This window comes from Rhodococcus sp. 66b, from assembly GCF_002076325.1.
Lineage (GTDB): Bacteria > Actinomycetota > Actinomycetes > Mycobacteriales > Mycobacteriaceae > Rhodococcus_F > Rhodococcus_F erythropolis.
Genome location: NZ_MUZB01000001.1, coordinates 376,028 through 396,790, shown reverse-complemented (window position 1 = coordinate 396,790; position 20,763 = coordinate 376,028). Strand labels below are relative to the sequence as shown.

Here is a 20,763-nt window from a genome sequence, read left to right as displayed (position 1 = left end):
TTTAGGGTAGGCTACCCAGGAACGTGAAGGTGCGCTCCCGCCCTGGTCAGACCTGTTCCCACGGACCGAATTCGAGCAAAACGTCGATTGCCGTCTTACCGTCCTGCGGCCGAACGACATGTTCGAGGGCGTAGACCCTCGATCCCTCCGCGGCGCGAGCGAGATCGGAAATACCGGGCAGAATGGTCGGTTCGGGTGGGCCGCCCACACCACGGTGGAAGTTCTCGATCGAATGCCCCAAATAGAGGACGCGCCCGCCTGGCGTCAGCCACTCCCCGACGCGTTTGAGCGTGTCGGCCAGCTCGTCGACCTCGAGGTGAAGAAAGCTGACCAACACCAGGTCAACTACCCCTTCCGGTTGCCACGTGGTCGCGTCGCCGACCTGCCAGTCGACAGCCTTGTCCAAGTCACTCTCCCGTGCCAGATCTATCGCCACCGACGAGTAGTCGACGGCAGTCACCGACCACCCTTGCCCGGCCATCCACCGCGCGTGACGGCCGTCGCCGCAGGCCAGATCGATCGCAGTGCCCGGCTTCAGGTCGGCAATTCGTGTTGCAACGGTTCCCGCCGGGTCGATTCCCCACGGCTCCGTCACCGCTCGGTATCGCTCGTCCCAGTCGTGTGCGTCCATGATCACTGCTCCTCGTGGTTCGTTTCACCGCGGTTCGTTCCACTGTCTCCGATCAGACGGTGCAACGAGCAGCATAGAGAACCCTCAAACGTGACAGATGCATACCCCTGGGGGTATACAGGTGACGGTCAGGAATACCCCCACCCGTATCAGGAGCGAAGATGTCAGCGACCAGAACAGTCACCGCGGACCCACCCGCCCAATCCGACGGCATACTCGCGCGCCTCGGTCGATCGATGGCGGCGCACACCCGCCTCGTCATCGGCGTCTGGTTGATCGCGTTGGTCGCACTCGGCGCCGCAGCGCCCAGCGTCTTCACCTCCCTCGCCGGCGCAGGTTGGCAGGCAAACGGATCCGAATCAGTGCAGGTTCGCGAGTTGGCCGAGCAGCATTTCGGTGGAAACTCCTCCGCTGCAGTGCAGGTGGTCGTTCACTCGAATTCTCTGCCCATCACCGATCCGTCGATGCAGCAAACGCTGGCGGCGGCAACGGAAATCTTCTCCGCGGACCCTCGTTTCAGCGAAGTGGTCGCCCCGCAGGCCGGCATGACCATCAGCCCGGACGGACATACCGGCATCATGATCGCGGGCGCCAACGCAAGTACCGACGAGATGGTCAGTGCGGTAGACGAACTCGGCAAGGAACTCACTGCATTGTCCACGGACACCATCGAGGTGTACCCCACCGGCGCGTCGGCTTTGTGGAGCGATTTCAACAAGGCCAATCACGAAGCGATGATCAAGGCCGAAATGATGTCGTGGCCCGTCACTCTCGCGATCATGGTGTTGGCCTTCGGCTCCCTGGTTGCCGCAGGACTCCCACTGCTTCTGACACTCGCAGGTCTGGTCGCTTCGGCGGGCGGGCTTGTGATCCTCAACGAGATCACGCCGATTTCCGTGTGGGCCATGAACTTCGCGATGATGTTCGCTCTGGCGCTCGGGATCGACTACGCACTCTTCCTCGTCGCCAGGTTCCGGGAAGCACTGCGAACCGATCCGGATCCGCGGGCCGCCGTGGCTCAAACGATGGACACCGCCGGCAAAGCTGTTGTCCTCTCCGGCCTCACAGTTCTGGTCAGCTTGTCTGCGGTGCTCATCGTTCCAGCCCCGGCCGTACGCACGATGGCTGTCGGAATCATGCTCGCTGTGATCTTCGTTCTCGCCGCAACACTCACCCTGCTACCTGCCGTGCTCGGCCGGATCGGCGCCAAGGTCAACGGCGGTTCACTACCGTATGCAAAGCGCCAGCAGCACCGCTCCCCGATGTTCGCAGCTTGGGCATCACTGCTGCACAAGCACCCGTGGCCTTTCGGCATCGGCGCCGTGATCGTCCTTATCGCCCTCGTCGTTCCGGTCTTCGGACTGAAGGTTGCAATGCCCTCCATCGCCGTGGTTCCCGAGGACGCCCCGGTTCGACAGGGATACGAATTGGTGCAGCAGCAGTTCGGTGACGGGGCACCCGGAATGCTGCAGATCGTCACGTCCGCCGACGATGCAGCCGACACCTCGCGTCTTGCCATGAGCGTGGATGGCGTCGCAATGATCACCCCGACGCAACAAGCGGCCGACGGATCCGATCTGGTTATGCTGCAAGCAGTTCCCACCGTCGACCCGTCAGATCCTGCGATGGAAACCATCCTTGCCGACCTTCGGTCGCAACTGCCGGAATCGGCGCTCGTCGGCGGCGCTCCGGCTGAAAATCTCGACCTTCAGCAGGCGCTCGACGACTACCTTCCCTTCGTGGTGGTCGTGATTCTGACGCTCGGATTCCTGTTGCTGCTGATCGCCCTCCAGGCACCTTTGATTGCCTTGATCGGCACGCTGGTCAGCCTGCTGTCCACTGGGGCCGCATTCGGAATCGCGAAGTTGATTTTCCAGGACGGCCACGGAGCAGGCCTGCTCGGCTTCGATCCCCAGGGGTTTCTCAACGGGTGGGGTCCGGTCTTCTTCTTCGCCATGATCTTTGCCATCGCGATGGACTACACCGTGTTCCTGCTCTCGAGCGCCAAGGAGCACTACGAACGCACAGGTGACCCCGAGACCGCACACATCGACGGCCTCGCACATTCGGGTCGGGTCATTGCGGCGGCAGCAGCGGTGATGGTTGCGGTCTTCTTCACTTTTGCGCTCGCAGATCCCTTGCCACCCAAGGAAATGGGCATCATTCTAGGTGTAGCTGTCCTCCTGGACGCAGTGCTCGTCCGCTTGGTGCTGCTGCCCGTTCTCCTGCGCCTCAGCGGCCGGGCAGCCTGGTGGGCGCCGGCATGGTTACGACGCGTCCTGCCGAACATCAGCTTCTCGCATGGCTGACCGTGTACCCGACATCACTGTCTTCTTGATACCCCCAGGGGTATGATGGAGACAAGAGAAATCGTAGCCAACGACATCGAAGCCAATGGCACCGAAGCCAACGACAAGGAGCGGGCAATGACAACACCCACAGAACCGATAGCGATCGCAACCAAGGTCACCGGAACTTTCGACGACGTCGTCACCCGAACTCGTGCTGCTCTCGCCGAGCTGGGCTTCGGCATCCTGACCGAGATCGACATGCAGGCAACACTCAAGGCGAAGCTGGACGAGGACATGGAAAAGTACCTGATCCTGGGTGCCTGTAACCCGCCGTTGGCCCATCGGGCAGTTTCGGTGGATCGTCAGATCGGCCTCCTGCTGCCGTGCAACGTTGTCGTCCGCGAAGATACGACTACCGAGAATTCGTTCTTCGTCGAAGCGATGAATCCCGCTCTCATGGTTCAGGTTTCCGGCGAACCAGGCCTGGAGTCCGTGGCGGCCGACGCCGCCGTCAAGTTGCGGGCAGCCGTCGACTCGTTGATCTGACACCGCAGCCGGATCAAACACTGGATCAAGCAGTGACATGCCCCCAGGGGTACCCTCGGTCGCAGCACGAACACTCGAGAAGGGGCCACCATGACCGGCGACGAAGAGAGCATTGCGCTCGTACTGAACAGACTGCGGCGTGCTCACGGCCAACTTGCCGGGGTCATCTCGATGATCGAGAACGGCCGCGACTGCAAGGACGTCGTGACGCAGCTCGCAGCCGTGTCGAAGGCGCTGGACCGAGCAGGGTTCAAGATCGTCGCTTCCGGGCTGCGTGAATGCCTGAGCGGTGACAGCGCGGAAGGTCAGGAACCGATGACCGAGGCCGAACTCGAGAAGCTGTTCCTGGCACTGGCCTGAAATATGAGAAGGGCCTGACCTGCAGTCAGCAGGTCAGGCCCTTTCTCGCATGCGGAAAACTACTTCGCCAGGAAGTCGATCAGCACCTTGTTCACGGCCTCCGGACGCTCGAGGTACCCGTAGTGTCCGGCGTCGGGAATCTCTTCGAACGACGCCGTCGCGATGCAGTCCGCCACCTCGCGGGAGAGGTAGGGCGGGATCATGCGGTCGTCGGCGAAAGCGACGGACAGGCACGGGCGCATGATCGACTTGTACGCGCCCCGTCGATCGAAGGCGCGGTCCATACCGAGCTGCGCGCGAACACCCGGTGACGTTGCGCCGCCGGTGAACTCGAAGATATCCATCCAGTCGCGCGCGGAGTGATCGTCTGCCAGCGTGGCCGGCGAAAGGTTCATCACCGCGGTCACTGCGGCACGGTATTTGGCCGGCAGAGCGACGCCACTGTCGAACAACTGGCGCTCACCCTCGGTCAGGACCTGCTGGAAATGATCCATCCGGGCGTGGCCGGCGAGGAACACTGCTTTGCGAACCAGATCGGGCCTGGCGAGCGTCAGTTCCTGCGCCACCCGGGCGCCCATCGAGGTTCCGATGACATGGGCGGGGCCGCCACCGAGGTGCTCGATCAGTCCGGCGGTGTCCGCAACCATGTCGGGCATCGTGATGCCGCCGAGGCTCTCGCCGGACGGTGCGATTCCGCGGTTGTCGAAGGTGCAGACTCGGTAGCCGGCGGCCACCAGCGCCGGGGTCTGGTGCAGATCCCAGACGCGGCCGGGGCTGCCGGTCCCCATGATGAGCACCACCAGATCTCCATCACCCTTGACCTGGTAATTGATGGGGATTCCGTTGATTGTGGCGACCGTCATGTCAGCCTTCCTCCTCGTACGTGTGATCAACAATTTTGGTTGGATAGCCTAAGCTGATGGGCGGTCGTGTGACCGCAACCCCAGCCCATGCTCGTCCAGGAGGACCCCCGTTGAGAGTCGCTACGCTCGGATACCAAACCTGGGGCCACCGTACCCTGCAGGCCTTGATCGACTCCGATCACGAGGTCGTGCTGGCAATCACACACCCGAAGAGTGAGCACGTCTACGAACAGATGTGGGCGGACTCGGTTGCAGATCTGGCGGCCGAGAACGGTGTACCCGTTCACGTGGCGAACAAGCCTGACGACGCCTTCAAGGCCGCGCTGGCCGAAGCAGCTCCCGACATCATCGTCGCCAACAACTGGCGTACCTGGCTGCCGGCGGAGGTCTTCGACGCACCTAAGTACGGCACCCTCAACATCCACGATTCGCTGCTACCCAAGTACACGGGATTCTCCCCGCTCATCTGGGCTCTGATCAACGGCGAAGAAGAAGTCGGCCTCACGGCGCACCTGATGGACGAGGAACTCGATGCGGGCGACATTGTGCTGCAGCGTTCGACAACGGTCGGCCCGACCGACACCGTCACCGATCTGTTCCACCGCACGATCGACATGATCGGCCCCATCACACTCGACGCCCTGGATCTGATCGCGTCCGGGCGGACCGACTGGACGCCGCAGGACCGATCGCAGGCCACGTTCTTCCACAAGCGTGCACCACAGGACAGCCACGTCGACTGGTCCTGGCCGGCCGAGGTCATCGAGCGTTTCGTCCGGGCACAGTCCGATCCGTACCCCAACGCTTTCGCGGAGTTCAAGGGCCAGCGCATCCGCATCCTGAAGGCGTCCGTCTCACGCGGGCACTACGGAGGAACCCCCGGCCGAGTGTTCATCCAGGAAGACGACGGCATGGTGATCGTCGCGGGCCCCGACGCATGGTCGGGCAAGAACAAGGGACTGCGGATCGAGCGCGTCCGACTCGACGACGGCAGCGAGTACACCGCCGCCGAGTTCTTCCCCCACGGCGGCGGGTACCTAACCTGATCGTCTGATCAGACCCCCTCAGTACAAACCCCAGTACAAACCCCTCAGTCGCGACCTTCCCAGGCCGCCCACAGTTGTGCGTAACGCCCGCCCGCGGACACCAGTTCGCGGTGCGGGCCTTCTTCTACGATCTGTCCGTGTTCGAGCACGATCACTCGGTCGGCGCCCGCGGCCTGTGTAAGCCGGTGTGCAACAACCAGAGTGGTGCGGCCCTCCGTAGCGGCTTCGGCAGTCGCTTCCAGTTCCCGTGCTCCGGCGCTACCCGCCTCCGCTGTTGCTTCGTCCAGTACCGCGACGGCCGGGTCGGCCAACACCAGTCGCGCCAAAGCCAACTGCTGCGCCTGTGCCGCCGTCATCTCGTGCCCGCCTTCGCCCACGACGGTCAGCATTCCCTCGTCGAGAGCCTCCACCCACTCGTACGCGCCGACCGTCCGCAGCGCCGCGGCTACGTCCTCGTCCGAGGATTCGGGAGCGGCCAACCTCAGATCCTCGATCAGGGGCCCGGCAAAAACATGGACCTCCTGACTCACGATCGCGATGTGGCGTCGTAGGTCGTCGAGGTCGGCAAGCGGGACACCACCGATCGACACCCGCCCCGACGTCGGAGTGATCGAACCGGCAGCGATCGCCGCAAGCGTCGTTTTTCCGGCTCCGGTCGAACCGACGAGCGCCACGCGCTCCCCCGCTCGCAAGGTGAGAGTCACTCCGTGGAGAACCTCATGGCCACCGTCGTAGCTGTGCCGAATGTCGTCCAGACGCAGCGAACCGTCGGCCGGAACGGAACCTGCATCCGTCGAAGGCTCCGTTTCCTCGATCTCGACGACGCCGACCAGTCGCGCGAGGCTGGCGCCGGCCGACTGCACTTCGTCGAAGGTGTAAAGCAGCGAGCCGATCGGGTTGAACAGGCGATGGAACAGCAGAGCAGCAGTCGTCGTCTGGCCGACTGTCACGACGTCCTCACGGACCAGCAGGAATCCGACGACGAGAATCATGGACAAGCCCACGAATTCGGCGCGGTTACCGCGACCGGCGAACCTCGTGAACAGGCCGAACACGCCGACGGCCAGATCACGCGCTTTTGCCGACGCCGCATCTATCTGACCGAGGTGTTCCTTCTCGAGGCTGTACGCGCGGACCGTCTTGGCACCCTGGAGGCTGCTGATGAGCGCTTGTGAACGAGCGCCCATCGCTACCCGCTCGGCAGCGTAAATGGGAGCCGATCGCGGCAGGTACCACTTGAGCGCCAGCGCGTACATCGGCAGCGCGACCATTCCGGCGAGGCCGAGGCGCCAGTCGAGTCCCAGCATGGTCACCATGCTCAGAGCCACGAGCAGAACTGCTGCGATCATGCCGGGAACCACGTCGGACACGGCCTTGGCGATCACCGACACGTCGTCGCCGACTCGTGAGAGCAGATCGCCCTTGCCGACCTTCTCGACGGTCTGGATCGGCAGGCGCAGTGCCCGGTCCACGGTTCGCTCGCGCAGGTCCGCCAGAATCGTCTCGCCGAGTCGCTTGATCAGATAGGCGGCCACACCGGTGAACACACCGCCCACGATTGCGGCGGCGGCGATGATCACGACCACCCCGACGATCGTCGACGTGGGCGCGTTGTCCCGGACCCGGTCGACCAGGACACCGAATACGTAAATCGGCACCAAGGCCATCGCCGACGCCGAAGCCGCGACGATCAGGACCAACAGGCTCTGCATCCGGTGTTCGGCCAGCGCTGCTCGCAACCACTTCCAGGTCTGGCGACCACTCGCGATCGGCAACAGTTCGCGCTCGGTCACCTTCTCGGCGTTCTCCCCGGCCGGCATATCGGTTGTCATGTCCGTGGCCGTCACCGCAGCACCGCTCCTCGGTAGTTCGCGTCGCCGCGAGAGAGTTCGGAATGTGTGCCGATCGAGGCAATCACTCCGTCGTTCAAGACGATCACTCGATCCGTCACAGCCAGCAAGGCGGGGCTGCTGGTGATCAATACCGTCGTGTGGATGCCACCGGCACCCTCGTGCCGCAGTTCTGCGATTCCTTCGGCGATCGACGCCTCGGTCACCGCGTCCACTGCCGTAGTCGGATCGTGCAGGACCATCACGGGTGCCTGTGCCACCAAGGCGCGCGCGAGGGCGACGCGTTGTCGCTGACCTCCCGACAAACTGGCGCCTCGATCGGTCACTTCGAGGTCGAGACCGTCCGGATGTGCGTCGACGACATCCGCCGCTGCCGACGCCGCCAGAGCGCTCTGGATGTCGAGAGCAGCGGCGTCACCGGCGCCCGCAGTGACGTTCGAGGCGAGGGACCCGGAGAACAGATCGGTGATGTGCGGCTCCACCAACACCGTCCGACGCGCCAATCGCAAGTCCATGTCGGACAGGCTGATTCCGCCAACCCTCACCACTCCGCGATACGCGCCCTGAGCCAGCTGACCGGACAGGACCGCGACAAGAGCGTCGGCGTCCTGCGGCTGGTAAGCCACGACGCCCAGCAGTTCTCCCGCAGGCAGGTGCAAGTCGATGCCCTTGAGCGACTTGTACTCGACTCCGTCGAGGGTCAGGTCGGTGCCTTCGAGTTCGGTCTGCGAACCCGCGCCCCGCAGTGGCTCCGCGTCCAAGACCAACGCCAGTCGATCCGACGACGCCCGCGCCACCGCGAAGTATCCGGGAATGGACGCAAGCAATCCGAGCGGTTCGATGATGAACTGCGCAAGCCCCACCACGGTGATCAGTTCACCGACCGTGATCCGGCCCTGCAAAGCGAAGTATCCGGCGAAGCCCGCAACACCGACCGCGAGCAACGCACTGACGGTCGCGGCAACGCCGGTGTAGATACCGGTCGCCTTGGCCGTGCCGATCGTCGACGCGAGAGCCTGACGGCTGACTGTGCGATAGCGAGCCGACGCGGTCTTCTCACCACCGATACCGCGCAGTGGACGCAATCCGCTGACCAGATCGGTAGCCATCGCCGACGCCCGCGCGATCGACGCCTGCTGACCGGTGGCCCTCGACGTGATGAGCGGCGCCGCCAATTGCAGCAGACCGAGAATGACCGGCGTTCCGATCAGAACGGCCAATCCCAGCCAGAGGTCGATCCACACCAACGCCACGGCCGACGCGACCGCAGCCGTCAGGGCCGCAGCCGCGCGCGGGACGATGTCCGCGATCCACGAAGTCTGCTCGGCGTCCGATGTCGAAACAGTCAGCAGTTCACCTGAACGCAGATCGGTGCGCACCCCACGCGGATCGAGGACGCGGTGCGCCACCTCGAGCCGGAGGCGATGAGCCTCCTGCTGCATCGCGGTGACGATGAAGCGTGCACCGAAGCGCCACGCGGCCGTCAGAACGAGAAACAGAGCCGCGAGACCGACGATGGAGACGATCAGGGCCGTGGTGTCCGAAGTCTCCACCGCACGGTCGATGATCACACCGATGGAGATCGGCACCGCCGTCTCGGTCAGTTGGTGCAGACAGACCAGAACCGTGCCGATAGCGAGCGGGCGACGGTTGCGGACGAGGACGCGTCGCAAAATCGCAGCACCGCTGTGATTGCCACTATCCGGCTCGTCCGAGTCGACGGTCACACTCGAGGGGGTCGAACTCATGGAACTCCAAGCATCGATGGAAGCGATAAAGTTGAGTACAGAGATAAGTAAGTCGACCCTAATACATGAGCAACTAGCGTCGACACGCCCAGTTCTCATAGAGTCGCGAGTAAGAAACATTGCTTGCGCCGTGCAGGCAAGCACGAGAGGAACATGATGGCTGAGAACACGACCGTCGAAACCGAGATCGCGGACGAGGAAATCGAGACCGTCGCCGAGGAAACAGCGCGCATGGCGCAGCACGTTGTCGCTGCATACGCGGAGGATGCCGACGAGTGCAGGATGCTGCTCTCGATGCTCGGTATCTCTCCCGCCGCCAAGCTCGACTGAATCTTTCCCTCACCGACCGAGAAGGAACCACGTGCCTGTCAGTCCGGATTCGACCAGTTCAACCCTTTCTGACAGCGCACTTGCTTCTTCGACCGGTGACACCGTGTCCGGGCAGGCTGAGTTCGTCGTCGTAGCGAACCGCCTGCCCGTCGACTTGGAACGGCTTCCCGACGGCACCACCCGCTGGAAGCGAAGCCCCGGTGGACTGGTCACCGCTCTCGAGCCGATCCTGCGCAGCAATCAGGGCGCGTGGGTGGGCTGGGCGGGCGTGCCCGACGCCGATCTCGACCCCATCGTCGAAGACGGACTCGAGCTCTACCCCGTGCCGCTGAGCGCCGAGGAGATCAACGAGTACTACGAGGGGTTCTCCAACGCCACCCTCTGGCCGCTCTATCACGACGTCATCGTCAAACCCGAGTACCACCGCGAATGGTGGAACGCCTACGTCGAGGTGAATCGGCGGTTCGCCGAAGCCACTTCCAAGGCAGCGGCTCAGGGCGCAACCGTCTGGATCCAGGACTACCAGCTGCAGTTGGTACCGAAGATGCTGCGGATGCTGCGCCCCGACCTCACCATCGGATTCTTCCTGCACATTCCGTTTCCCCCGGTCGAGCTGTTCATGCAGATGCCGTGGCGCACCGAGATCGTCGAAGGCCTCCTCGGCGCCGACCTCATCGGCTTCCACCTTCCGGGTGGCGCACAGAATTTCCTCTATCTGGCCAGACGCCTTGCCGGACAGCAGACTTCACGCGGAACCGTCGGCGTCCGCTCCAAACTCGGTGTGGTGCAAGTAGGTTTCCGTAGCGTCCGCGTCGGTGCATTCCCCATCTCCATCGACTCCGGCAAGCTCGACGAGCTATCACGCACCAAGGCAATTCGAGACCGCGCCAAGCAGATTCGCAAAGAACTCGGAAACCCCAAGCACATCATGCTGGGCGTGGACCGCCTCGACTACACCAAGGGCATCGACGTCAGGCTCGCCGCACTCCACGAACTTCTCATGGAGAAGCGCATCGATCCCGCCGACACGGTCATGGTGCAGTTGGCGACCCCGAGCCGCGAACGCGTCGAAAGCTACGTACAGATGCGCGGAGACATCGAGCAGAAGGTCTCCCGGATCAACGGCGAGTTCAGCGAAGTCGGTCGCCCCGTCGTCCACTACATCCATCGGCCGATCCCCCGCGACGAACTGGTCGCGTTCTTCGTCGCTGCCGACCTCATGCTGGTCACGCCGCTGCGTGACGGTATGAACCTGGTCGCCAAGGAGTACGTCGCCTGCCGCAGTGATCTGGGCGGCGCATTGCTGCTCAGCGAATTCACCGGCGCTGCAGCAGAACTCCGTCAGGCTTTCCTGTGCAATCCCCACGACCTCGACGACGTCAAGGATTCGATGGAGAAGGCCCTCAATCAACCGCGAGAGGACGGCCGACGCCACATGCGTGCGCTACGGCGTCAGGTCCTGACCCACGACGTCGACCGCTGGGCACGCTCGTTCCTCGACGCGCTCGCGCACGGCGGTGCCGCAGGTCCGGCGCTGATCGCCCCGGCCGAAGCACAAGACCACTGAGGACAGTGCACAAAGGCTGGGGCCGCGGAGAGTTAATCTCCGCGGCCCCAGCCTGTTTCAGATAATCAGAAGGGTTGGACGTTGTTCACGAGCCAACGCCCGTCCTGCTTCTCCAGACTCATCTTGACGCGACTACCACTGGCGACGGCTTCGGGTGATTCCGAAGACGTAGTGATCTGATTGAGGAACAGCATCGTCGTCGCGCTGTCCGCCTCCGCGTCGAGAACCGCGGCACCCTGGACGACTACCTGAACGGTCAGCGACTTTTCCTTGGCTCCCGGAATGATCACCGATTCGATCAGGTTGGTGAACGTGCCCTGGAAATCGCCCGTCAAACCGTCTGTGGCCGCGTGCAACTGCTGGTCGACGTTGTTGTAGTCGTACTGGAACATCGCAACCGCCTGATCGGAAGAGGCCTGTGCCACTTCGTCTCTGGTCTGATCGATCGCCGCGATGTCACGCGTTCCACCCGGACCGAAGTAGAGATACGCCGACACTGCCGCCAACGCGATGGCCACTGCACTGATGACGCACAGAACGATGGCGAGCGGTGAGACGCGCTTGGGCTTGGACGTCTCGGGGATTACTTCTGGGGTCATGGCACAAACTCCACATTCGAGGCAAGCAACTGCCCGTCGACGTCGCACATGGTGATTCGGAGTCGGTAGTTGCGTTCAGCGGGCGCTTCGTCGCCGTTCTTCTGCATCGCACGCACGGCGACCAATGAAGTCCCGCAATCGCCGTCGGACTTCTCGAACCCGGCTTCGAGTACCTCGCCGTCGGTCTGAACTCCGGCCTGCCCGAGGACGTTGACAAACGAATCCTTGCGTCCGTCGAACTGCGACTTGAACTCGTCGGTGGTGCCGGCGAGGAACTTGTCGAGGTCGGCAGCCGCTGTATCCGCGTGCAGTGTCGTCAGATTCAGTGCGGTGGTCCGGGCACCGGCCACGTAGCGCGCTCGGTCCTCGTCGGCATTGGACGCCTTGTTCCGGTCGACGAGAAGAAACACCGTCAGGGCCGCAAGAGCAACAGCGATCACCGAAGCAACGGCGATCCCGACTACCAGCCCGGCCTTGGGCTTCGGACGAACAGGGGTGTCCACAGCAGTTTCTGCGGGGGTTTCGGCGGTACCGGTCGGCTCAGTCTTGGTCGCGACCTGATCGCCGCTGACGACCTTCTCAGGTGGAGTATCGGGCTTGCCCAAAGCAACTGGCGCCGCCGCCTTCTGCTCAGCCGCCTTCTGCTCAGCCGCCTTCTGCTCGGCTGGCTTCTGCTCGGCTGGCTTCTGTTCGGCCGACTTCTTTTCGGTGGGCACTACTACCGCGGCAGCGTCTGCATCCGCACCCGTGGGTCCGGCGCTGCGGGACGCGCGACGGCGCACCCGCTGCCCGGCCTGTGGATCTTCGTCTGTCATCAACCCTGCTGACCCTTCATGAACTGTTCGAGACTGACGTCGCCGCCACCGAGGTTCGGTTGCGAGTACGTCCTTCCGTCCGGCCCGATGTACGTGCCTGTAATCGGATCGTACCGACGAGCCGAGACCGAAGGCGTCGACGTGTACGAGCTCGGGGTCGCGGTAATCGGTTCCGGAGGCCCGGATTGCGGGTTCGTGCCCATCGGTACGTAGCCGGAACGGCACTGTTCGACCGTCGGCGCACGACGTCCCGGATACTCCTCGCAGGGAAGGTTTCTCGCGCCGCGCACGGCGATCGGCGAATCCTGGGCAACCTGGCAGAAGAGATCCGACGGCGTCTCGATCGGTGATTCGTCCTTCGGACTGCGCCACTGCTCTGCGGGCAGGAATCCTGTAGTGCACGGCGGCGGGTCGTTGACCTCCATGTGGAAGTCCACCAGTGCACCATCCGCAGCCGGGCCGGAGCCTGCCACCGTGACCAGCGCTGCGGCCAGCGGCGGGTAGATGACCAGAATCTGCTCGATCGCGTTGTTGTAGATCACGCCGACCTGTCCGACGGACACGAGGTTCGCCAGAAGAATCGGCAATGTCGGCTGCATGTCTTGCAGAAGAGCATTCGCCTCCGCCGCTGCGGCCGGACCCTTCTGGATGACGGCACGCAGATCAGGGTCGCTGGCTCGGAGCTGGTCGGTGAACGTCACCAGATTGCTTGTCCAGGAACGGATGGCGTCGCTGCTGACCACCTGAGTGTCCAGGAGTGGACCGGCCTGCTCGATCAGCGTCTTGGTCGCGTCGGAGTTGTTGTTCGCCTCCTCGACGAACAGCCGAGCCGAGTCGATCAGCTTCTGCAGATCCGGGCCGGCACCGTTGAACGCCTTGAAGGATTCGTCGATGACGGTCTTGAGCTTGGTGTCGGAAATGCTCTGCAGCAACAGATCTGCCTGATCGAGCATCGCGCCGACATCCTGCGGAATGCTGGTTCGGTCTTCGGGAATCACCGATCCGTTTTCCAGATGCCCGTCGACGACGATCGCTCCGGAGCTGTCGGTGTGCGGAATCAGGTCGACGAACTGCTCGCCGATCGCCGACACACTCTTGACCGCAGCATCGACGTCCGACGGAACCTTGACGCCACTCTCGAGAGACAGTCGCGCATTCACACCCGTCTCCGAGAGCTCCACCGCGTTCACGACACCGATGGTCTGACCGCGGTAGGTGACGTTCGAGTTCTTGTACAGCCCACCGGTGGCGGGCAATTCGACAGTGACGTCGTAACGGCCGATACCGACCATCGCCGGAACACGCACGTACTGAGTGGCCATCACGATCAAACCGACGACCGTCAAGACGGCGAAGATGGTGAGCTGGATACGGACGAACTTTGTGAGCATCATGGTGCCGGTGCCCCCTGAGGAAGTCCTGGAATGTTGATCGGCGGAAGTCCCGGAATCTGAATGGTATTCGGATCCGCTGCCGGGGCCTGCGCAGCGGGAGCCTGTCCGGCGGGAGCTTGAGCCGGCGGTGCGGCAGGCTTGAGCGGATCGCTCAACGGGTTGCCTGTCTGTCCGGCGAGCCCGGCCTGCTTACCCAACACACCTTCCGGGCCGGAGAGTGTTCCTGCCAACGGAGTTCCGGTGAGGAAGTTCGCGTCGAGTCGGGGCAGCGAGATGTCGATGGTCATCGCCAGGTTGGCGTAGTCACCGCGGATGACGTTGTCGATTCCGTTCTGTGGGAACGGGAACGTCAAGAGGACTCCGAGAACTTGAGTGAGAGCGTTACCCGAATCCGCCAAGGCCTTCAGAGTCGGCGAAAGAGCCCGAACATTGGTCGCGAAATCGTCGCCGCTCTCCTGGATGACACGGCTCGCCACCTCGCTGAGACCACCGAGGGAGGTCAACGCGTTGGTGATGTCCTGACGCTGAGCGACAAGAACCTCGAGTGCCGGCGGAATACCTTCGAGCGCTTTGTTCAAGGTGTCGTGCTGTGCCTGGACGGTCGAGGACAGTCGATCGAGTCCTTCCATCGCCGAAACGATGTCGCCTCGTTGCTTGTCCAGACTTCCGACCAGCTGATCGAGCTGAGGCAGGAGGTCTCGAACGGAATCTTCACGCCCACCGAGAGCGGCGTTGAGTTCCTTCGTGATGTCCTGAACCTGAGCGAGACCGCCGCCGTTGAGAACAACCGACAGAGACGACAGCGTCTGTTCCGTCGTCGGGTAAGCGCCCGCCCGCTCGATGGGAATCAAGTCACCGGCTTCGAGGCGGCCCTCGGGCTCTTCTCCAACCGGCGGTGCCAACTCGATGTGCTGAGAGCCGAGCAAGCTGGTCTGGCCGATTTTCGCCGTCGCGTTGGCAGGCAACTGAACCTCGGGATTCAGCGACACCGTCACCAGAGCGTGCCAGCCCTGAACCTCGATGTTCGAAACGCTTCCCACTGCAACGTCATCCACCCGAACGGGCGAATTCTGCGACAGGGTAGTCACGTTCGGCATCTCGATCTGGACCTCGTATGCGCCTTCGCCCCGGCCCTGAGTTCCTGGCATCGGCACAGAGTTGAGACCGTTCCATTCACAACCGCTGGCGCCGAGTGCCACTGCCGTGGCCAACACGGCAACCGTGGTCTTGCGAGCTACCCGCATCAGTTCCCTCCGCCCATGTTGAAGAGTTCGGCGAGATCCTTGGGAACACTCGTCATGGGAGCACCTGACATCGGTCCTGCGACAGTTTCCGGCTGATTCTGACTTGCCGCTTCCAATCCCGGTTCGGTGTAGACGATCTGATCCGGGAAAGCCTGCACGCCCGCGACCGGGTTGAACAGGAATCCGGGGTAGTTGCCGATCATCGTGCTGAGCACCGGCCCGAGGTACTGCTTACACAGGTCGGCACTGTTCTGGGAGTTACCACTGTCGATGCCTTCGATGGAACCACAGATCCACTGGATTGGATTCTTGAAGTTACTCAGTGCAATTGCGCCGGTCATGCTGCCCTGAGCCGGTTTGTAGATCTGATAGAAGTTGGCAAGCGACGTCGGTCCGGAGTGCAGAACCTGCTCGATCTCCGGGCGCTTGTCCGTCAGTACCTGGGTGGCATCGGCCAGACGCGCGACCGATTCGCTCAGTCCCTCGCTGTTGTCCTTGACGAACCGCTGAACGTCGCCCACCGCCAGGTCGAGATCGCTGAGGGCGGTGCCCAACTCGTCGGAACTGCTTGCGAGAACGCTTGTCACCGAAGCGAGGTGACCGCTGAACTGCACGATCTGCTCGTTGCTCGAGGACAACGCAGTGACAAACGCCTGCAGGTTCCGAATGGTGGAGAACAAATCGGTCCGGCCTTCGGACAGCGTGTGCATCGTGGCCGAGAGTTCGCGCAACGTCGACCGAATGGACTCACCGTTACCGTCGAGGTTCGTTCCCACGGTGTCGATGAATCGGCCGAGGGAACCCTGATCGTCCAGACCCTCCGGTCCGAGTGCGTCAGACAGTTTGGTCAGTTCGGTCTTGATCTCGTCCCACTCCACAGGAACGGCGGTGCGCTCGATCGGGATCTCGCCGCCATTGGGCATCTGTTCCCCGCCGGAGTACACGGGGGTCAATTGCACGAAGCGTGCGGACACGAGGCTTTGAGCAACGATGAGCGCCTTGGCATCTGCCGGAACGTCGACGCTCGAGTCGATCTTCATCTCGACGTACGTGTCCCGATCACGCGGTTCGATCTTCGTCACCTTGCCGACGTTGACACCGAGCACTCGCACGACGTCGCCCTCGTAGAGACCTGTCGTCGAGACGAAGTGCGCGGAGATCTTGGTCTTGCCCAGGCCAGGGATGAAGAGGTAGGCCGCACCCGCCACGAGCAGCGCGACCAGCACGCCCGCTCCGATCAGCACCCACTTCTTGCGTGGGTTGGTGGAGCCCTGTGAATCCTGTGAAGTCATGGTCTCGGTCATTCTCCCGGCCCCCTGATCGTCGGTGGAATGCCGGGGAAGAAGTCTTCCAGGTCGCCCGGAACCTGCTCGGGCGCGACGCTGGTGTCCACCAAGGTCTTCCACCAGTTACTCGGCAGAATGTTGATGATGAAGGCATCGAAGAACGGGCCGCTGGCCACGGTCTCGCCGAGCGCGGTGATGTACGGTCCGAGGCCGTCGAGCGCCCCGGCGATGTTGTCCTTGTTCTGCTGAAGAACCTCGGCGACCGAATTCAGCTTCTCGAGGGTCGGCCCCATCTGAGCCTCGTTCTCCTGCACAAGCGCTGACAGTTGACGTGAGACTGCGCCGGTGTTGACGATCAGTTCGCTGATCGCGTCACGCCGCAAGCTGAGTTCGGCAAACAGCTTGTTGCCGTCAACCAGCAACGAATCGATCTGACCGCTTCTGTCGGAGAGGATCTTGGTGACATCTTCGGCCCGCGAGAGCAATTGGAGCAGGCTCTCGTCGCGTGAGTTGATGCTCTGCGAAAGCCGCGTCATTCCGTCCAACGCGGTGCGCAGTTCGGGCGGAGTATCGGCCAGCGTGTCCGAGATAGCGTTGAGCGAATCGTTGATCTGGTCCGTGTCGAGTTCGGACACCGTGGTACCGAGGTCGCCGAGCGCGTCGTTGAGCGAGTACGGGGAGTTGGTGCGCTCGATAGGAATCGGCGTGTCCGTGCGCAGCAGTCCGGATCCTTCCGGCCGCACCGCCAACGACTTTCGGCCGAGAACCGTGTTGGTCTTGATGTCGGCCGCGGTCTGCTCGCCCAGGGCGACGCCGTCCTGAACGGTGAAGGTGACCAGTACCTTCTGGTCGTCGAGTTCGACGTCGCTGACCTTGCCGACATTCACTCCGGCCATGGTCACATTGTCGCCGGCGACCAGGCCGCCGGCATCCTGGAAATACGCCGAGTAGCGAATGCCGCCGTTGATGAACTGGAGTTGATCGTATTGAAGCGTGGCACCCACGGTTGCCACCGCCAGGACGAGACCGATGACACCGATCTGTACCGGATTGCGTTCACGGGTAGGGGTCATGAGACTTTTGCGCACCTTCCCGTGTCCTGGACTGCCGTGGGCAAGATGATCGTCGTTCCGTCAGGTCCGGAGAACTTGAAAGTGTTGGCGCACAGATAGAACTGGAAGAACGCTCCGTACGTGCCCACTCGGATCAGCTTCCGGTAGTCGGACGGCAGACGACCGAGAGCGGTATTGATGTCGTCCTTGCCCAGGTCCAGCTGCGTCATCGTTCGGTTGGTCTCCCCGATCAGGGTCTGGATGTCCGGACGTGTCGCCTGCAGCAGCGATGCGAGATCTCCGGTCGCGCCGGCGATCTCGGTGATCGAATTACCGATCGGGCCACTGTCCTTCGCCAATCCACTGACCAACTGCTGGAGCTGATCGATCGTGGTGGAGAACTGATCACCCTTGTCGTTGATCGTGCCGAGTACGTCGTTGAGGTTGGTGATGACGTCCCCGATCAGCTGATCTCGGTCCGCCAACGTGCTGGTGAACGAACTGGTGTTTCCCAGAAGCGAAACCAATGTTCCACCCTGGCCTTGGAGTACTTGGAGCAGGGCCCCGGAGAGGTCGTTGACCTGCTGGGGGTCGAGAGAGCGAAGCAGCGGCTTGAATCCGCCGAGCAGCAGATCCAGATCGAGCGCGGGCGACGTCTGGTCGACTGGAATCGATCCACCTGACGAAAGCGTCTCGGTGGAACCAGCGCCCTCGAGCAGTTCCATGTAGCGGTCGCCCACCAGGTTCTCGTAGCGCACAGTCGCTTTGGTGCTCTTCATCAGTGAGTACTTGGTATCGACGTCGAACTCGACCTCGGCCTGGTTGGAGTCACCGATGGACACTCCGGTGACCGACCCGACCGGAACACCGGCGATACGTACCTTGTCGCCGGACTTGAGTCCCGAGACGTCCGAGAACGTGGCGTGAAATCCGTTGCTGCTGCTGAAGCGCACCTGACTGAAGACGATCGCCAGTCCGGCGAAGATGACCGCCATGACGACGGTGAAAATCAGCAGCTTGACCGTGGTCGGTCTCATCACTTCCCGTCTTCCTGCTCGTAGGAGTCACCGAAGAGATACTGGAAAATGGTCGGCACGGTGACGCGCAGTTCGGTGTTGGGAACGAAAGGCACGTTGCCGGTGTTGGTGACTGCGAACGGGGCATGCCCGTCGACCTTCGGATCGAATTCGGGCAGACCATAACAATTGGGTCCACCGGAGGCCGCGACCTTGGGGAGAGATTGCGGGTTCTGGTACGCCTCGGCGCCGTACATGAAGCTCGCACTCAGCATCAGTGCCGCCTTGTCCCCGGTGCCTGCCAGTGGCTCGAACTTGATCCGGCCGTCGTTCAACCCGACGATGAAGCACGTCAGACCCGACGAGTACTTGTCGAGCAGGGTCGTCGTCGCGGTCAGAGTGTCGAGGGCGGTGGTCAGGTTCTGCTCGTTGTCGGTCAACAACGCGTTGCCGGTGTCCGCGAGGCCGGTGACGTTCAGCAACAGCAGGTCGAGGTTTGCCTGCTCCGCCACGATCGATCCGCTTGTCGCGGTGGCGTTGTCGAGGATGCGCATCAGATCCGGTGCCACGTCGGCGTACAGGTTGGTGACATCGGCGGCGCCGACCAAGTCTTCCTGGAGCTGCGGCAGAACCGGATTCATCTTCTTCAGATAGGTGTCACCGAGCTCGAGAACCTCACCCAGCGACTCGCCGCGCCCGTTGAGTGCAGTGGAGATCGCGCCGAGTGTGGCGTTGAGCTTTTCCGGTTCGATCTTCGCGAGTACGTCCGAAAGATGTTCGAAGACACTGTTGAACTCGACGGTGACGCTGTCCGAGGCGATGACAGCACCCTCCTGGATCGGCTGGGTCGACGGATCGTCGGGAATCACGATGTTGACGTACTTCGCACCGAACACCGTGGTGGTCTTGATTTCCACCCGGGCGTTCGACGGAATCTTCGACATCTGGCCCGGATCCATCGCCAACTTCAGGTTTGCCTGGTCGCCGACGAGGGAGATCGATTCGACGCGGCCGACCTGCACTCCGCGAAGCTTCACCTTGGCATTCGGTTCCATGACCAGGCCTGCACGCGTGGACGTCACGGTGATGGGCGTGCTCTTGGTGAACCCACCCGAGAACATGGTGAGAGCAACGGCGACGATCGCCACGAGTCCGAGGACCAGGCCGGCTGCGGCCAACTTCTTGTGCCATCTGGGTACGGTCATCGCTTGCCCGCCTATCCCGACAGGTTGAAGTTGCCGGACCCGCCGTAGATGGCGAGTGAGATGAGCAGGGTGACCGTGACGACCGCGATCAACGAGGCGCGCACTGCGTTACCCACCGCGACACCGACGCCGACCGGGCCACCGGTTGCGTTGAAGCCGTAGTAGGTGTGGATGAGCATGACGGCCAGCGCCATGACTATCGCCTGGGCGAACGACCACAGTATGTCCGTGGGTATCAGGAAGGTCGTGAAGTAGTGGTCGTACACGCCGCCGGACTGGTTGTAGAGGAACACCGTCGCAAAGCGGCTGGCGACGAACGACGCGATCACCGCCAGGGAGTACAGCGGGATGATCGCGATCATGCCGGCCATGACGCGGGTGCTGACCAGATACGGAATCGACGGGATCGCCATCGTCTCCAGGGCGTCGATCTCTTCGGAGACGCGCATCGCACCGAGCTGCGCGGTGGAGCCGGCGCCGATGGTCGCGGCGAGGCCGATTCCGGCGATGACCGGCGCTGCGATGCGAACGTTGATGAAGGCGGCGAAGAAGCCCGTCAGTGCTTCGACACCGATGTTGCCCAGCGAGCTGTAGCCCTGAACGGCGATGGTGCCACCGGTGAACAGCGTCAGGAATCCGACGATCACGACGGTGCCACCGATGACGGCGAGAGCACCGGTGCCCATGCTGATCTCGGCGATCAGTCGCAGAGTTTCACGCGGATAACGCATCAGCGCCTTGGGAGCGTGACCGAGAGCCTTCGCGAAGAACAGCGCTTGATCACCGATGCTGTCGATACTGCGAGAGATCGAGCCGATCTGTCGACGTGTGCGCGGGAAGCGTCCCGCTGCGGCCAACGCCATCAGATCTCCTCCCGTCCGTCGTTCGTCGTTCTGTCCACTTCGATCTCTCCGACTGCC

The 20,763-nt window shown here is 62.8% G+C and carries 19 protein-coding genes; 6 read left to right on the top strand and 13 right to left on the bottom strand.

Annotated features, from left to right (window positions below):
- Positions 1-46: 46 nt before the first annotated feature.
- Positions 47-631, bottom strand: coding sequence for a class I SAM-dependent methyltransferase (locus B0E55_RS01845; RefSeq protein ID WP_070796441.1), 585 nt, complete (start codon positions 629-631; stop codon positions 47-49).
- Positions 632-792: 161 nt separating this feature from the next.
- On the opposite strand from B0E55_RS01845, the gene B0E55_RS01840 reads away from it, so the two are divergent.
- From B0E55_RS01840 to B0E55_RS01830, 3 genes are all read left to right on the top strand, one after another.
- A complete protein-coding gene (locus tag B0E55_RS01840; protein ID WP_080908963.1) occupies positions 793-2,940 on the top strand; it encodes an MMPL family transporter in 2,148 nt (715 codons plus the stop codon).
- A 117-nt stretch (positions 2,941-3,057) separates the two neighbouring features.
- Positions 3,058-3,468 (top strand): DUF302 domain-containing protein, encoded by a 411-nt coding sequence (locus B0E55_RS01835; RefSeq protein ID WP_041815625.1) that lies wholly within the window; start codon positions 3,058-3,060, stop codon positions 3,466-3,468.
- 90 nt (positions 3,469-3,558) lie between these two features.
- Positions 3,559-3,828 carry a metal-sensitive transcriptional regulator gene (locus B0E55_RS01830; RefSeq protein ID WP_007734349.1) on the top strand — a complete coding sequence of 90 codons (270 nt, stop codon included), beginning with the start codon at positions 3,559-3,561 and terminating at the stop codon, positions 3,826-3,828.
- 59 nt (positions 3,829-3,887) lie between these two features.
- Here B0E55_RS01830 and B0E55_RS01825 read toward each other — a convergent pair whose 3' ends face one another.
- Complete coding sequence (locus tag B0E55_RS01825; protein WP_020906324.1) at positions 3,888-4,691, bottom strand: alpha/beta fold hydrolase; 804 nt, start codon at positions 4,689-4,691, stop codon at positions 3,888-3,890.
- Between the two features lie 110 nt (positions 4,692-4,801).
- Here B0E55_RS01825 and B0E55_RS01820 point away from each other — a divergent pair, with 110 nt between their 5' ends.
- Positions 4,802-5,737: a methionyl-tRNA formyltransferase gene (locus tag B0E55_RS01820; protein ID WP_007734348.1), complete on the top strand. Its 936-nt coding sequence runs from the start codon at positions 4,802-4,804 to the stop codon at positions 5,735-5,737.
- 44 nt (positions 5,738-5,781) lie between these two features.
- Here B0E55_RS01820 and B0E55_RS01815 read toward each other — a convergent pair whose 3' ends face one another.
- Positions 5,782-7,569: an ABC transporter ATP-binding protein gene (locus B0E55_RS01815; RefSeq protein ID WP_443216801.1), complete on the bottom strand. Its 1,788-nt coding sequence runs from the start codon at positions 7,567-7,569 to the stop codon at positions 5,782-5,784.
- A gap of 11 nt (positions 7,570-7,580) precedes the next feature.
- Positions 7,581-9,335, bottom strand: coding sequence for an ABC transporter ATP-binding protein (locus B0E55_RS01810; protein ID WP_080908962.1), 1,755 nt, complete (start codon positions 9,333-9,335; stop codon positions 7,581-7,583).
- A gap of 156 nt (positions 9,336-9,491) precedes the next feature.
- On the opposite strand from B0E55_RS01810, the gene B0E55_RS31815 reads away from it, so the two are divergent.
- Together B0E55_RS31815 and B0E55_RS01805 are read left to right on the top strand one after the other, a co-directional pair.
- On the top strand, positions 9,492-9,665 hold the full coding sequence (locus tag B0E55_RS31815; RefSeq protein ID WP_020968508.1) for a hypothetical protein: 174 nt from the start codon (positions 9,492-9,494) through the stop codon (positions 9,663-9,665).
- Between the two features lie 103 nt (positions 9,666-9,768).
- Positions 9,769-11,232 carry an alpha,alpha-trehalose-phosphate synthase (UDP-forming) gene (locus B0E55_RS01805; protein ID WP_020906320.1) on the top strand — a complete coding sequence of 488 codons (1,464 nt, stop codon included), beginning with the start codon at positions 9,769-9,771 and terminating at the stop codon, positions 11,230-11,232.
- A 65-nt stretch (positions 11,233-11,297) separates the two neighbouring features.
- Here the strand turns inward: B0E55_RS01805 and B0E55_RS01800 are convergent, their stop codons facing one another.
- The 9 genes from B0E55_RS01800 to B0E55_RS01760 are packed head-to-tail and all read right to left on the bottom strand — an operon-like array spanning position 11,298 to position 20,706.
- Positions 11,298-11,831, bottom strand: a complete 534-nt coding sequence (locus tag B0E55_RS01800; protein WP_019747004.1) for a twin-arginine translocation pathway signal — start codon at positions 11,829-11,831, stop codon at positions 11,298-11,300.
- Positions 11,828-12,646 carry a hypothetical protein gene (locus B0E55_RS01795; RefSeq protein ID WP_080908961.1) on the bottom strand — a complete coding sequence of 273 codons (819 nt, stop codon included), beginning with the start codon at positions 12,644-12,646 and terminating at the stop codon, positions 11,828-11,830. Before B0E55_RS01795 ends, B0E55_RS01800 begins: the two co-directional genes overlap by 4 nt.
- Positions 12,646-14,040: an MCE family protein gene (locus tag B0E55_RS01790; protein ID WP_019747002.1), complete on the bottom strand. Its 1,395-nt coding sequence runs from the start codon at positions 14,038-14,040 to the stop codon at positions 12,646-12,648. Before B0E55_RS01790 ends, B0E55_RS01795 begins: the two co-directional genes overlap by 1 nt.
- The gene (locus B0E55_RS01785) at positions 14,037-15,284 is read right to left on the bottom strand and encodes an MCE family protein (protein WP_020968506.1); all 1,248 of its coding nucleotides are present in this window, start codon (positions 15,282-15,284) and stop codon (positions 14,037-14,039) included. The genes B0E55_RS01790 and B0E55_RS01785 overlap by 4 nt, the downstream gene beginning before the upstream one ends.
- A complete protein-coding gene (locus B0E55_RS01780) occupies positions 15,284-16,588 on the bottom strand; it encodes an MCE family protein (protein WP_019747000.1) in 1,305 nt (434 codons plus the stop codon). The genes B0E55_RS01785 and B0E55_RS01780 overlap by 1 nt, the downstream gene beginning before the upstream one ends.
- The gene (locus B0E55_RS01775; protein WP_021332433.1) at positions 16,585-17,643 is read right to left on the bottom strand and encodes an MCE family protein; all 1,059 of its coding nucleotides are present in this window, start codon (positions 17,641-17,643) and stop codon (positions 16,585-16,587) included. The genes B0E55_RS01780 and B0E55_RS01775 overlap by 4 nt, the downstream gene beginning before the upstream one ends.
- Complete coding sequence (locus B0E55_RS01770; protein WP_019746999.1) at positions 17,640-18,659, bottom strand: MCE family protein; 1,020 nt, start codon at positions 18,657-18,659, stop codon at positions 17,640-17,642. Before B0E55_RS01770 ends, B0E55_RS01775 begins: the two co-directional genes overlap by 4 nt.
- Positions 18,659-19,843: an MCE family protein gene (locus tag B0E55_RS01765; RefSeq protein ID WP_003945815.1), complete on the bottom strand. Its 1,185-nt coding sequence runs from the start codon at positions 19,841-19,843 to the stop codon at positions 18,659-18,661. The genes B0E55_RS01770 and B0E55_RS01765 overlap by 1 nt, the downstream gene beginning before the upstream one ends.
- An 11-nt stretch (positions 19,844-19,854) precedes the next feature.
- On the bottom strand, positions 19,855-20,706 hold the full coding sequence (locus B0E55_RS01760; RefSeq protein WP_003945759.1) for an MlaE family ABC transporter permease: 852 nt from the start codon (positions 20,704-20,706) through the stop codon (positions 19,855-19,857).
- Positions 20,707-20,763: the final 57 nt, after the last annotated feature.